Annotated in this window: 12 protein-coding genes and 1 pseudogene; 8 read left to right on the forward strand and 5 right to left on the reverse strand. The window is 22.1% G+C overall.

The window, feature by feature from the left end; genetic code table 11:
• Positions 1-25: 25 nt before the first annotated feature.
• The 4 genes from RA161_02885 to rnt all read left to right on the forward strand — a co-directional run bounded on the left by RA161_02885 (position 26) and on the right by rnt (position 3,700).
• Complete coding sequence (locus RA161_02885; GenBank protein ID WMY97733.1) at positions 26-418, forward strand: tetratricopeptide repeat protein; 393 nt, start codon at positions 26-28, stop codon at positions 416-418.
• 216 nt (positions 419-634) lie between these two features.
• Entirely contained in the window at positions 635-1,588 is a 954-nt protein-coding gene (locus tag RA161_02890) for a PQQ-binding-like beta-propeller repeat protein (GenBank protein WMY97446.1), read from the forward strand.
• Between the two features lie 25 nt (positions 1,589-1,613).
• Complete coding sequence (gene der / locus RA161_02895; protein ID WMY97447.1) at positions 1,614-2,978, forward strand: ribosome biogenesis GTPase Der; 1,365 nt, start codon at positions 1,614-1,616, stop codon at positions 2,976-2,978.
• Between the two features lie 80 nt (positions 2,979-3,058).
• Positions 3,059-3,700: a ribonuclease T gene (gene rnt, locus RA161_02900; protein ID WMY97448.1), complete on the forward strand. Its 642-nt coding sequence runs from the start codon at positions 3,059-3,061 to the stop codon at positions 3,698-3,700.
• A gap of 26 nt (positions 3,701-3,726) precedes the next feature.
• On the opposite strand, the gene grxD is transcribed toward rnt, so the two are convergent.
• On the reverse strand, positions 3,727-4,092 hold the full coding sequence (gene grxD, locus RA161_02905) for a Grx4 family monothiol glutaredoxin (protein WMY97449.1): 366 nt from the start codon (positions 4,090-4,092) through the stop codon (positions 3,727-3,729).
• Positions 4,093-4,214: 122 nt separating this feature from the next.
• On the opposite strand from grxD, the pseudogene tadA reads away from it, so the two are divergent.
• The 4 genes and pseudogenes from tadA (at position 4,215) to glyA (ending at position 11,488) form a co-directional block, all read left to right on the forward strand.
• A pseudogene (gene tadA / locus RA161_02910) lies at positions 4,215-4,663 on the forward strand (tRNA adenosine(34) deaminase TadA).
• 16 nt (positions 4,664-4,679) lie between these two features.
• On the forward strand, positions 4,680-8,579 hold the full coding sequence (gene purL / locus RA161_02915; protein ID WMY97450.1) for a phosphoribosylformylglycinamidine synthase: 3,900 nt from the start codon (positions 4,680-4,682) through the stop codon (positions 8,577-8,579).
• Between the two features lie 21 nt (positions 8,580-8,600).
• Positions 8,601-10,220: an NAD+ synthase gene (locus RA161_02920; GenBank protein ID WMY97734.1), complete on the forward strand. Its 1,620-nt coding sequence runs from the start codon at positions 8,601-8,603 to the stop codon at positions 10,218-10,220.
• A gap of 11 nt (positions 10,221-10,231) precedes the next feature.
• Positions 10,232-11,488 carry a serine hydroxymethyltransferase gene (glyA, locus tag RA161_02925; protein WMY97451.1) on the forward strand — a complete coding sequence of 419 codons (1,257 nt, stop codon included), beginning with the start codon at positions 10,232-10,234 and terminating at the stop codon, positions 11,486-11,488.
• A 9-nt stretch (positions 11,489-11,497) separates the two neighbouring features.
• Here the strand turns inward: glyA and mnmE are convergent, their stop codons facing one another.
• The 4 genes from mnmE to rnpA are packed head-to-tail and all read right to left on the reverse strand — an operon-like array spanning position 11,498 to position 15,098.
• Complete coding sequence (gene mnmE / locus RA161_02930) at positions 11,498-12,874, reverse strand: tRNA uridine-5-carboxymethylaminomethyl(34) synthesis GTPase MnmE (protein WMY97452.1); 1,377 nt, start codon at positions 12,872-12,874, stop codon at positions 11,498-11,500.
• A gap of 33 nt (positions 12,875-12,907) precedes the next feature.
• A complete protein-coding gene (gene yidC, locus RA161_02935) occupies positions 12,908-14,515 on the reverse strand; it encodes a membrane protein insertase YidC (protein ID WMY97453.1) in 1,608 nt (535 codons plus the stop codon).
• Between the two features lie 56 nt (positions 14,516-14,571).
• Positions 14,572-14,778 (reverse strand): membrane protein insertion efficiency factor YidD, encoded by a 207-nt coding sequence (gene yidD / locus RA161_02940; protein ID WMY97454.1) that lies wholly within the window; start codon positions 14,776-14,778, stop codon positions 14,572-14,574.
• Positions 14,754-15,098: a ribonuclease P protein component gene (gene rnpA, locus RA161_02945; protein ID WMY97455.1), complete on the reverse strand. Its 345-nt coding sequence runs from the start codon at positions 15,096-15,098 to the stop codon at positions 14,754-14,756. Before rnpA ends, yidD begins: the two co-directional genes overlap by 25 nt.
• Positions 15,099-15,102 lie beyond the last annotated feature (4 nt).

Here is a 15,102-nt window from a genome sequence, read left to right on the forward strand (position 1 = left end):
ACCTATCAGTATTATAAATAATAATATTAATTCAGTTTTTAATGATTTACTTTTAGTAAAAAAATATGTTGATAACCATCAACTTAATAAAGCAGAAAAAATGTTAAAAAATATTTTAAAAAATGTTAAAGAAGAAAATATTAGAACATTTATTTCTATAAAATTAGCACGAATACAACTTCAAAATAATCAAATTAAAAAAGCTTTATCTACATTAAATCAAATTAAACTTCATGGATGGAACGGTTTAATTAATTTAATTAGAGGAGATATTTTTTTAAAAAACAATCAAATAAAAGAAAGTATTTTAATGTACTCTCAAGGAATTAAAGATAGTGAATTCGATGCAATTAAATATATTTTAAATATAAAACTGAATAGAGTTTCTAACTATCAAGGAATTAAAAATGAAAAATAAAAAAAATATTTTTATTTTTTTTTTATTTTTGTTTTATTAAGTTGTAGTTATCAAGACAATTTATTTTTTTTAATTAAAAAAAATAAAATTAAAGATCAAATTAATCCATCAGTAGTATGGTTTCAATCGATTGATAAAGAAAATAAAAATTATCATTCTAATTCACCTTCTATTATTTATTCAGATTCAGTTGTATATTTATGTAATTATTATGGTGTGATAAAAGCAATAGATTTAAAATCTTCAAATATTTTATGGTCTATTAATTTATCGAAAAATAATCACTTATTTTCCTTTCAAAAAAATATTTTTTTTTCTAGTGGATTAGCCATTAAAGATAATAAAATTTATGTAGGTAATGAAAAAGGAGAAATATTTTGTATAAACAAATTTAATGGAAATATTATCTGGAAGACAGATATTCAAGAAGAAATTATTTCTTTACCGGTTGTATCTCAAGGATTAGTACTTATTCATACTAGTAATGAAATTTTATTTGCATTAAATGATATTACAGGATTAGTGAAATGGAATGTTAATTTTAAAAAAACAAGATTATCAATTAGGGGTAGATCAACACCTATAGTAATATATAAAAATATTGTTATTGTAGGTAGTGATTATGGATACGTTAGTGCTTTTTTTTTATCTAACGGTGAATTAATTTGGGAAAATCAAATTTCTGATATTACAGGAGACAATGATATTGATCAATTACATTCAATTAGATCACAGCCAATTATTGATGAAGATTTAGGTATCTTGTTTGTTATAGCATATAATGGAAATTTAGCAGCAATAGATATTTATTCTAATAAAATTATATGGAAAAAAAAGATTGGCTCTGTTAATAATATGGTTCTAATAAACCATATTATTTATCTCGTAGATCAAGATGATCGTATTTTTGCATTATCTAAATATAATGGAACAATAGTATGGAAACAAAATCATTTATTAAATCATCAATTAACGTCTCCTTTAATATATAAAAATTATTTAATTTTAGGCGATAAAAATGGATTGATATATTGGATTAATATTTATAATGGAAACATAATGAAAAAGAAAAAAATTAGCAATTCAAGTTTTCAAAATTCTATGATTCTTGCGGAAGAATATTTTTTAGCATTATCTAAAAATGGAATATTATTTTTATTAAAAAACTGATTCTTTATTTATTTTGAGATCAATCATGTCAATTAAAATTGCATTAATTGGGGCAACTAATGTAGGAAAATCTACATTTTTTAATTTATTAACTAACCGTGAAGATTTTGCATTAATTTCTAATTATCCAAATTTTACAAGAGATAGAAAATATGGATTTGGTATTTTAAATAAAAAAAAATATGTTGTAATTGATACTGGACCAATAGATTTTATCCAAAATGGATTAAATAATAAAATTAATGCTCAATCTTTTTTGGCTATTCAAGAATCTGATTTAATTTTTTTTATAGTAGATGCTCAATTAGATTTAACCAATACAGATAAAATGATTGCAAATTATTTAAAAAAAATTCCAAATAAAAAAATATATCTTTTTATTAGTAAAATTAATAATTTAAACGTTGATTTAATATTTAAAAATTTTGGAAGACTTGGATTTAAAAATATTTATTTATTATATCAATCTAAATTAAGAATGAGAAAAATATTTAAAAAAATATTAATTAATGAATTTAAAGAAACGTTTTTTGAAAGAAAAAATTTTTTAATTAAGAAAAAAAATATCTTAGAATCCAATTTATTAACTAAAATAATTATCGTTGGTAAACAAAATGTTGGTAAATCAACGTTTACTAATTTTATTTATGGAGGTGAAAGAGTTATTGTATATGACCTTCCAGGTACTACAAGAGATTTAATTTCTATTTATAAAAATAGAAAAAATTTTTCTTATGTTTTTACAGATACACCTGGTATTAGGAAAATAAAAAAAAATACTGATCAAATAGAAAAAAAAAATATTTTCAATATACTAAAAAAAATTAAAAAATATAATATAATTTTATTAATGATTGATTCTGAACAAGGTATCACTAATCAGGATTTATCTTTATTGCAATTTATTATAAAACAAGGTAATTTAGTTATTATTGTTTTTAATAAATGGGATAAAATAAAAAAAAAATATAGAAAAGATTATAAAAGGAAAGTGGAATTTAAATTAAAATTTATATTTTATATCAAAGTATATTATATATCATCAGTATTTGGAAATGGTATAAAAAAATTATTAAGTTTTATTTATAATTTTCAAAAATTTTCAAATATTAAAATAAATTCTTCAAATTTAACAAAAATATTTTTTTCTATACAAAAAAAACATTCTTTTTTCTACAAAAAAAGAAGAATTAAAATAAAATATGCACACATAGGTAAGATGTATCCTTTAACTATTATTATCCATGGTAACAAAGTAGAAAAAATATCTGATGTTTATAAACGTTATTTGACCAATTCTTTAATAAAAGTATTAAATATAAATATTCCTGTTTTTTTAGAATTTAAAAATAGTCAAAATCCGTTTTTAATTGATTTTAAAAAAAAGTGAAAAAATATTTATTTAGTATGGTTCGATCATAAATTATACTTTTATTTAAAAAGTAAATTGTTAATTTTTTTTTTTAAAATATGTCTGATAAAATAAAGTATATAGATACAATAGCAGCAAGATTTAGAAATTATTATCCAGTTGTTATTGATGTAGAAACGGGTGGATTTAATTCTACTAACGATGCAATATTAGAGATTGCTGCTATTACTTTAAAAATGGATAAAGAAGGTTGGTTAAAATTAGATGAAACAATGCATTATCATATTGTTCCATTTAAAGGTGCAAATATAGAAAAATCTTCTTTAGCATTTACTGGAATTAAATTAAAGAAATCTTTAAAAAATGCTGTAGATGAATATACAGCTTTAAATTTAATTTTTAATAAAATTAGAGAAGGAATTAAAAATAATCATTGTAGTAAGGCAATTATCGTAGCTCATAATGCTTTTTTTGATTTAAGTTTTATTTTAGCTGCAGTAGAAAGAACTAAAATTAAAAAAAATCCATTTCATCCGTTTGTAACTTTTGATACTGCTGCTTTAAGTGGATTAGTTTTTGGACAAACTATTTTATCTAAAGCTTGTTATGCTGCAAAAATTACATTTAATCAAAAATATGCACATCGTGCTCTTTATGATACAGATAGAACTGCAGTTCTTTTTTGTAAAATAGTAAATAAATGGAAAAAATTAGGCGGATGGCCAATAGTTATGAATTAATCTTAAAATATAAAGAACTAATTTTTTTATATTTTATTATTTATTTTATTTAATATTTTCTGTAATTCATTTTTTTGATACATATCAATCATGATATCACATCCTCCAATAAGTTCTCCATTAATCCATAATTGAGGAAATGTAGGCCAATTAGCATATTTTGGTAATTCACGTCTTATATCTGTTTCTTGTAAAATGTCTATATATGCAAAACGTTTGTTACATGCAGTTAATATTTCTACAGCTTTGGCAGAAAATCCACAATTTGGAAATTGAGGGTTTCCTTTCATATATAAAAGAATAGGATTATCTTTTATTTGTTTTTTGATTTTTTTGATAATTTTTTCATTATTATTTTTTTCGTTTTTTAAATTTTTTTTAATAATATTCATGTTATGATTTTTCCCTTTTTTTTATTTTTTTAAACTAATTTAAATAATTTATATTATATTATAATATATTTTTATAAAAAAAACTTTTTTTAAAAATATTTTTTAAATCTTTGGTCTTTTTTATGAAATTACAAAAACAATTAATTATAGATATTTATTGGATGAAAAAAGCTATAAAATTAGCAAAATTTGCTATCAAGCAAAACGAAATTCCAGTAGGTGCTGTTTTGGTATATAAGAATAAATCTATAGCAAAAACTTATAATCAATCTATTAAAGATCATGATCCTACTGCACATGCTGAAATCATAGCATTAAGAAATGGAGGAAAACATTTTAAAAACTATCGTCTTTTAAATACTACATTATATGTCACATTAGAGCCATGTATTATGTGTCAAGCTGCAATTATAAATGCAAGAATATATCGCTTAGTATATGGAACATATGATTCTAAAAAAAAAATATTAATATTAATCATAAAATTAATATATCTGGTGGAATTTTGCAAAATGAATGTAAAAAAATATTAAATTTTTTTTTTAATCAAAGAAGAAATATAAAGAAATAATTTTTTTTTAAAAAAAATGAAGATACTTTGTGGTAAATCTGCATTATCAAAAAATGAAGTTGATAGATTAATATATTTTTATAAACTTAAAAAAATATTTATTAAGGATATTAAAACAGAATATATTTATTTTTTAAAATTAAATACTAAAATATTAAGTTCTAAAAATATTAATAAACTTGATAAATTACTTAATCATCCTTCTATTTTAATTCCAAAATATTGGAATTATGATTTTTTTTTAGTAACTCCAAAAATAGGAGTAACATCTTTTTGGTCAAAAAAAGTAAAAAATATTATTTTCAATTGTAAAATTAAAGGTGTAGTTAATATTGATCGAGGAATTGCATATTATATTCAATATTATCAATCATTAACAGATTCAGAATATAATTACTTGTATTCTACTTTATATAATCCAATGATTGAAATAGTTTGGAAATCTTTTGAAGAATCAAAAAAAATTTTTAATAAAATTAAACCAAATTCTATTTTTTTAATTGATATTTTAAAAAAAGGAAAAAATGAAATAAAAAAAATTAATAAAAAATATCGACTTATGTTATCAAAATATGAAATAAATTATTTATTCAATTTTTTTAGATTTTTTAAAAAAAATCCTACAGATATAGAAATTTATTCATATGCACAAATAAATTCAGAACACTGTAAACATAACATATTTAATGCATTTTGGACTATTGATAATATCAAAAAAAATCAGACATTATTAAATATGATAAAAAACACTTATTTCTACTCTTCTGAAAATATTATATCAGCTTATAAAGATAATAGTGCAATTATAAAAGGAAATAAAGTTCATTATTTTTATCCTGATTATAAAAATAATGAGTATGAGTATTACTTAGAAAATAAATCTATTTTAGCAAAAGTTGAAACTCATAATTACCCTACAGCAATTTCTCCATTTTCAGGTGCAGCAAGTGGTTCTGGAGGAGAAATTAGAGATGAAGTAGCAACAGGTAGAGGAGGAAAATCTAAAGTTGGAATTGTTGGATTTTCAGTAAGCAATTTGTATATTCCAGGTTTTAAACAAATTTGGGAAAAAAAAAAGTATAATACTAAATATATATCTAATGCATTGAATATTATTGTATATGGTTCTTTAGGTACTTCCTATTTTAATAATGAATTTGGTAGACCAACTATATTAGGTTATTTTCGTACTTATGAAAAAATGATTGAAATAAATAAACAAAATAAATTAATTGGATATCATAAACCAATTATGATATGTGGTGGTTTAGGTGAAATTAAATTAAAATACGCTTATAAAAAAATTCCTCCAATTAATTCAAAAATTATAATTTTAGGTAATTATGGTTTAAATATTGGACTTGGCGGCGCATCTTCTTCATCATCTAGTTTAAGAGATAATATTGAATTCAATTATTCTGGAATGCAAAAAACAGATCCAGAAATACAAAGACGTTGTCAAGAAGTAATTAATACATGTTGTAATCTTGGAAATGAAAATCCTATCTATTTTATTCATGATATTGGTGCTGGAGGAATATCAAATGCAGTAATAGAAATGTTAATTTTTTTAAAGTTAGGTGGAATTTTTCAAGTGCGTAATATTTTAAATAGTGATTTTAGTATGTCTCCTTTACAGATATGGTGTAACGAAACTCAAGAAAGATATTTAATTGTAATACCTTCGAAATTGCTTTATAGATTTCAATCTATTTGTTTACGTGAAAATGTACCATATAGTGTTATTGGGAAAATTATTAAAAAACCATTTTTAATTTTAAAAGATAAATATTTTGGTAATACTCCTATTTTTTTACCAATAAAATTTTTTTTGAATAAGAAAAATCAAATAGAACATAAAATTAAATCTGTTTGTTATAATGTAACATATACAAAAAATAATGTTAAAAATGTTGATTTTAAAAAAATTGTTAAAAACTTATTATATTTACCATGTATAGCAGAAAAAACTTATTTGATTACTATTAACGATAGAAGTGTAACAGGAGTAGTTGTTCAAGATCAAATGGTTGGTCCATGGCAAATCCCGGTTGCAGATTGTGCAGTAATTTTATCTGATTATAAAAGTTATAGAGGTGAAGTTATTTCATTAGGAGAAAGATCTCCAATATCTGTTATAGATTGTTTGGCATCAACAAGAATTTCTTTAGGAGAAACAATTACAAATATTTCTGGTGCATATATTAAAGATATGAAATATATCAAATTGTTTGTTAATTGGATGGTTTCGTCAGAGAAAAATAGAGAAGATTTAGAATTATATAATTCTGTACAAATGTTAAGCAAAAAAATTTGTAATTTTTTTGGATTAACTATTATAGGTGGTAAAGATTCAACACATATGAAAACTTCGTGGTATCATGATGATAAATTTATAAGTATGACTGCTCCCTTAACTGTTATTATGACAGCTTTTAGTTACATTCAAGATGTGCGCCGTTATATCACACCACAATTAAATATTCAAGAAGAAAATATTTTATTTTTAATAGATTTAGGTGAAGGAAATAATGCTTTGGGAGGTTCTTCGTTATCTCAAATATTGGATGAGTATTACATAGATACTCCAGATTTAAGAAATTTAGAATTATTAAAAAATTTTTTTTATATGATACAAAATTTAATTAAAGATAATCTTGTACTTGCATATCATGATCGTTCTGATGGAGGATTATTAATTACATTATTAGAAATGGCTTTTTCAGGAAATTGTGGACTATATTTAGATATGAGTTTATATGATCATAATCTTATATCTGGGTTGTTTAATGAAGAATTAGGTGCTGTTATTCAAATTAAAAAAAGTAATGAAATAATAGTACGTACATATTTTGAAAAATATGGATTAAAAAAAAATATTCATTTGATTGGTATAGCTCAAAAAGATGATTTAATTTTAATTAAAAGTAATCAAAGAGTGATATTTCAAGAAAAGAGAAGTATACTAAGATCATGGTGGTCTAAAACAACTTGGAATATTCAACGTTTTCGTGATAATCCAAATTGTGCTGATCAAGAATATATTTTTAAAAAAAATCCAAAAAATCCTGGATTAAGTTCAGTTGTTACATTTAATTTTCATGAATACAATTATTCACATTTTAATATTAAAAAGACTTATCCAAAAGTGGCTATATTGAGAGATCAGGGAACTCATTCTTATATAGAAACAGCATTAGCATTTAAAAAAGTTGGATTTTCTTGTATTGACGTACATATGCAAGATTTATTAAATAATAAAAAAAAATTATCTGATTTTCAAGTATTAGTAGCTTGTGGAGGTTTTTCATATGGAGATGTATTAGGTTCTGGACAAGGATGGTCAAAAGTTATTTTATTTAATTCTAAAATACGTGATGAATTTTTTTCATTTTTTAATAATCCTAATACTTTATCATTGGGAATATGTAATGGCTGTCAGATGTTTTCTAATTTATATTCTTTAATTCCTGGAGCAAAATTTTGGCCAAATTTTACTAAAAATAGTTCAAATGTTTTTGAATCTAGATTTGTATTAGTTAAAATTTTGAAAAGTCCTTCTCTTTTTTTTGAAGATATGACTGATTCAATTCTTCCAATTGTGGTAGCACATGGAGAAGGTAGAATAATTTTTAGGAATAATCAAGATTTACAATCTTTAAAGAAAAATAAATTAATATCATTACAATTTGTTGATTATAACGGTAATTTTACTGAAAAATATCCAGAAAATCCGAATGGTTCTATTGATGGAATCACTGCATTTACAAATTTAGATGGTAGAATCACTGTTATGATGCCACATCCAGAAAGAGTTTTTCGTTCTATTAATAACTATTCATGGAATATGCGTTATGATGGTGAATATAGTCCGTGGATTCATATATTTTATAATGCTAGAAAACAATTTAATTAAAAATTTTAAATGATGCAATTTATGAAATCAAAATTAGATATTATTTTAGCTCAATTAAATTTAGTAGTAGGTGATATATACGGAAATTCTAAAAAAATTCTAAAAATAATTGACCAACAAAATACGAAGCAGTGTGATTTAATAATATTTCCTGAATTATCATTAACAGGATATTGTCCAGAAGATTTATTATTTAATTCAGATTTTTATGATCAATGTATGAATGCATTAAATAATATTAGATTAGCAACTAAAAATGTTGCTGTTGTCCTAGGGCATCCATGGAAGAAAAAAAAAAAAATTTATAATGCACTTTCATTTTTTTGGAAAAAAAAAAGATTAGCAATTTATTATAAACAAAAATTGCCAAATTATGGACTTTTTGATGAAAAAAGATATTTTTGTTCTGGAAATAAAACATGTGTTACATTTTTTAAAAACTATAAAATAGGTTTTTTAATTTGTGAAGATGTTTGGCATACTAATTTAGTAGATAATGTTAAAAAACATGGAGCAAATATTATTATTGTTATTAATGCTTCCCCATATAATTATAAAAAATATAATTTAAGATTAAAGTTATTAAAATCACATTGTAGAAGAATTAATTTACCTATTATATATTTGAATTTAGTTGGTGGACAAGATGAATTAATTTTTGATGGAAATTCAATAATATTAAATTCAAAGGGAGATATAACACATAAATTATCAGTTTTTAAGGAAGAAATATTGAAATGTACTTTTCAAAATTATGAACCAATATTTAAATTTAAAAAGATAAAATCAATATTTTTAATTTCAGAAATTTATAAAGGATTAGTATTTGCAACAAGTGAATATGTTAGAAAAAATGGTTTTTCTAGAGTTGTTCTTGGTATTTCTGGAGGTATAGATTCTGCATTAACAGCAGCTATTGCAGTAGATGCTTTAAACAAAGAAAATGTTCATGCAGTTATGATGCCTTTTAAATATACTTCAAGGAAAAGTATTCGATATGCTGTAATGTTATCTAAAATGTTAGGAATTAGATTAGATATTATTAATATTACATCAATATATAATATATTTATAAAATTAATGATGCCAACTTTTTCTCATAAAAAAAAAGATATAACAGAAGAAAATTTGCAATCTCGTTGTAGATCTGTTATTTTGATGTCCATTTCGAATAAAAATAAATCATTAGTATTAACATGTAATAATAAATCTGAATTATCTATAGGATATACTACAATTTATGGAGATATGGCCGGTGGCTTTTCTGTTTTAAAAGATGTATCTAAAACATTGGTATATAAACTTGCAAAATATAGAAATAAATTGTCTAGAGTTATTCCAAAAGGAATAATTAATAGGATGCCGACTGCAGAATTATTTTATAGACAAAAAGATTATGATTCTTTACCAAAATATAATGTATTAGATTCTATTTTAAAAGGATATATTGAAAAAAATCAATCGATGAATGAATTACTAGTTAGAGGTTTTAATATTAAAGCGATTAAAAAAATTGTTGAATTAATTAGGAAAAGTGAATATAAAAGATATCAGTCAGCAATTGGACCTACAATTACAACTAAAAATTTAAGTAAAGATAGACGCTATCCAGTGACATATAAATTTAAGTATTATGATTAATTTTTAAGAAAATGTTTAAGAATAAAAATGAAAAAATAGAAAAATATGATTTTGAATTATGGAATTCGATTCAACATGAAAAAAATCGTCAAGAACAGTATATTAACCTAATTGCATCTGAAAATTATGTTTCAAAATATGTTAGAAAAGCGCAAGGTTCCATATTAACAAATAAATATGCAGAAGGTTATCCTGAAAAACGTTATTATGCAGGTTGTGAATATATTGATATAATTGAAAATCTCGCTATTGAAAGAGCAAAAAAAATTTTTAATTCCGATTTTGCTAATGTTCAACCACATTCTGGAACACAAGCTAACTTAGCAGTTTATTTTGCATTATTAAAACCAGGTGACTATGTTTTGAGTATGGACTTAAAACATGGTGGACATTTAAGTCATGGATCAAAAAGTAATTTTTCTGGTAAATTATATAATTTTATTCATTATACTCTTAATAATCATGGAGATATAGATTATGAAGATATTTCTTATAAAGCAAAAAAATATAAACCAAAAATGATTATTGCTGGATTTTCTAGTTATTCTGGAATTATTAATTGGAAAAAAATTAGAATAATAGCAGATCAAGTTAATGCTTATTTTTTAGCAGATATTGCTCATATTGCAGGATTAATAGTATCTGGATTATATCCTAGTCCTATAGACTATGCACATGTTGTCACTACTACTACTCATAAAACTTTATGTGGTCCTCGAGGTGGTGTAATATTAGCTAAAAATGGCAATCAAGATTTTTATAAAAAATTAGACTCTGCAGTATTTCCTGGTATTCAAGGTGGTCCTTTAATGCATGTTATTGCTGCTAAGGCAATTGCATTTCAAGAATCTATGACTATAGATTTTAAAAAATATCAAAAAAAAGTTATTCAAAATGCACAGTCAATGGTAAAGGTTTTTTTAAATAGAAATTATAATATTGTATCAGGTGGTACAAAAAATCATTTGTTTCTAGTTGATTTAAGAAATAAAAATATTACAGGTAAAGAAGCTGAATTTATTTTAAAAAAAGTTAATATTGTAACAAATAAAAATTTTGTTCCTAATGATAAAAAAAGTTCATTTATTACATCTGGTATTAGAATTGGTACTCCAACTATTTCAAAGAGAGGATTTAGTAAATGTGATTCGCAAAGAGTAGCTTCTTGGATATGTGATATATTAGATAACATTAAAAATAAGAATCTACTTTCTTCTATTAAGAAGAAAGTATTAAATATTTGTAATAAGTATCCTTTTAAAAATTAATCAAAAATATTATTTTCCAATACAAAAAGTAGAAAATATATCGTTCAATATATTTTTTGAATATGAAATGCCGATGATTTCTTCTAATTTCTTTTGTGCTAATGACAATTCTTCTAAAATTAATTCGTGTGTGTTTGAATCTAATAATAATTTTTTAATTTTATTTAGTTGATTAAAAGCTATTATCATATTTTTTATATGTCTTTGTCTTGCTAAAAAAACTGTTTCAGTTGAGATATTATCTTTAAATTTTTTATATAAATAGTTTTTTAGTAAATTAATTCCTTTATTTTGATGAATAGATAATTTAATAATATCAATATTTTTAATATTATAAATTTTTGTTTTATCTCCTACTAATAGATCTATTTTATTTAAAATAATAGTAAAAGGAATATTTTTTGCTATTTTTTTTTGAAATTTATAACAAATTTTGTTTATATCAGAGTTTTTATTTTTTTTTGCATCGAGTACGTAAAGAATATGATCTGCTTTTTTAATTTCTTCATATGTTAATTGAATTCCTATTTTTTCTATTTCATTTTCAAAATTTTTTCTAATACCTGCTGTATCAATTAAATTTAGTGATATATTATCAATTTGAATAGATTCAGATAATATATCTCGTGTAGTTCCAGGTATATTAGTTACAATGGCTCTTTTTTGATTACATAATGCATTTAGTATACTTGATTTTCCAACATTTGGTTTTCCTATAATTACAATTTTTATTCCTTCACTTATTTTTTTCCCTTGGTTAGCTTGTTTTATGATATATTTTATATCATCTTTAATATTGTTGATTTTATTTTTTATTTTTAAAAAAGATAATTCGTTAATATTTTCGTCTGGAAAATTAAGAGATGCTTCAATATTTACTCTAATATTCTGTATTTCATTAATTAAATAATGTATTTTTTTTGAAAATAATCCTTCTAAAGATTTTATTGCCATATTTGATGCTGTTATGCTATTAGAATTGATTAAATCAGCAACACTTTCTAATTGTATCAAATCCATTTTATTATTTAGAAAAGATCTATAAGAAAATTCTCCAGGATATGCAATCCTAATATTTTTTATTAACAAAATATTACGTAGTAACAAATTTAATGAAATTTGTCCTCCGTGTCCATGGAGTTCTAATACATTTTCTCCTGTAAATGAATTAGGAGCACTAAAATATATTGCAATACCTTTGTCTATAAGATTGCCTTTCAAGTCATAAAAAGGTAAATAATAAGCATATCTTTTTTTTATGTGTTTTTTTAATATTTTTTTAAAAATTTGAAATATTTCTTTTCCAGAAATTCTTAAGATACCAATTCCTCCTTTTCCATATGGAGTTGCTTGTGCAACAATTGTATCTTCTTGTTTATCATACATATAAGTTTTTTAATGATTTTTAGTAGGTATTAATTATTTATTTTTAAAATATAATCCACGTTTTTCTAATGATTTATAAATCATTTGTTGTTGTATTATTGTTACTAAATTACTTACAATATAATATAAAACTAATCCAGTAGGAAACCATAAGAAAAATATTGTAAAAATAATTGGTATATATAACATAATTTTTTTTTGTACTGGATCTGTAATAGTTGTAGGAGACATTTTTTGGATAATATACATTGTGATTCCCATAAATATAGGTAATATATAATATGGATCAGATGATGATAAATCTTTAATCCATCCAAAAAAAGGTGCATGAAATAATTCTACAGAAGAAATTAACATGTAATATAACGCAAGAAAAACAGGCATTTGAATTAATAAAGGTAAACATCCTCCGAATGGATTAACGTTTTCTTTTTTATATAAAGAAATCATTTCTTGACTTAATTTATGTTTATCATGAGAAAAACGTGTTTTTATAGCTTCTATTTTTGGTTGTAATAATCGTAATTTAGCCATCGAAGTATATTGTGCTTTTGTTAAAGGGTACATGATACCTCTTAATATAAATGTGATAAATATTATAGAAAAACCCCAATTTCCTATAAAATTATTGATAAATTTTAATAATGTGAATAATGGTTCTGAAATAAACCAAAACCAACCATAATCAATAGTATGATGTAAATTATTATTTATAATAGAAAGTTCTTCTTGTAATTTTGGACCAATCCATAAAATATTTTTATAACTAATTTTATTTAATGGATTAACTTTTTTTATAGGAGTTTCATATCCGATAAGAGCAAGATCTTTTTCTGATATATCTGTAGTATAAAACGTATTTTTTTCTTGAGATGATGGTATCCAAGCAGTTAAAAAATATTGTTCTAACATACTAATCCATCCACCTGTACCGATAATATTTAATTTTTTATTTTTAATATCATCAAAACTGTATTTTTTATAATTATTTTCTTCTGTAAAATAAGCTGCTCCTCTATAATTGTGTAAAATAAAATTATTTTTTGTATTGTTGTGTTTTAATTTTTTGCTTTGTATGATTTGATAATAAAATGAATAATTTAATTTTTTATTACTACTGTTAGTAATTATATATTCTAGAAATATACTGTATTTTTCTCTTTTAAAAGTATATTTTTTTTGATAAGATACTTTATCTTGATCAAGATAATTCAATAATACAAATATTTCATTTTGATTTTTTTTAAGTATATATGTTTTTTTTTCTGAATCAAATATTGGAGAAAATTCAAAGTTGTTGTTTTTTATCAATCCACTTTTAATTTGAAAAAAATTATTCTCTTCATTTTCTAATAAAACGTATGGATCCAATGAATCTATATTTTTTTTATAATTTAATAAACTAGCTTTTTCAATATTTCCACCTATTAAGTTAATGGATACATCTAATACATCAGTTTTGACTTTAATTATATTTTTTTCATTATTTTTTATTTTTTTTTCATAAAAATATTTTTCATTTTCATTAGAGAATGTAGTTTGTTTTGTAATATTTTTTATTTTGTCGTATTCCCAAGTTTTCCATAAAATAAATGAAAAACATAAAAAAAGGATGAATATAAAATTTCGTTGTAAGTCCATTTTTTTCTCTAAAAAAATAAAAAATATATTTTTATATGTTTAAAAGTTGTCCTTTTTTAAGATAAAGGATGACATTTAATAATTCTTTTTATTATTAAAAATATACTTTTAATGAGTTTAAAAGTTGATAATGTTTGTATTGCATATTCTGAACAAGTTGGGTGAAATCTGCAGCATGGTTGTTTTAATATGCTAAAAAATAATTGATAAATTTTAATTATTAATATTAATTTCTTTCTTAAGAAAGATGATAATATTTCCATAAATTTCTTAACTCTTTTAAAAATGTTTTTTTATCAAAAATTTTAAATCGTATTTTTACTAATACAATAAAGTCCATCTTTTGAAAACGATAATAATTTAGTCGAAAATATTCTCTAATTAAACGTTTTATAGTATTTCTTTGATGAGCTTTTTTAACATTTTTTTTTGAAATCATCAAACCAAGACGAGGAAAACAATGAGAATTAATTCTCGAAATAATAAATAACCCCTTATCGTTTTTTTTCCATATTGGTCTATTTAAAACATGATTAAAATCTTTTGAATAAATCAATCTAAATTTTTTAGAATAAAAAAACATAAAT

The organism is Arsenophonus sp., from assembly GCA_031446085.1.
Lineage (GTDB): Bacteria > Pseudomonadota > Gammaproteobacteria > Enterobacterales > Enterobacteriaceae.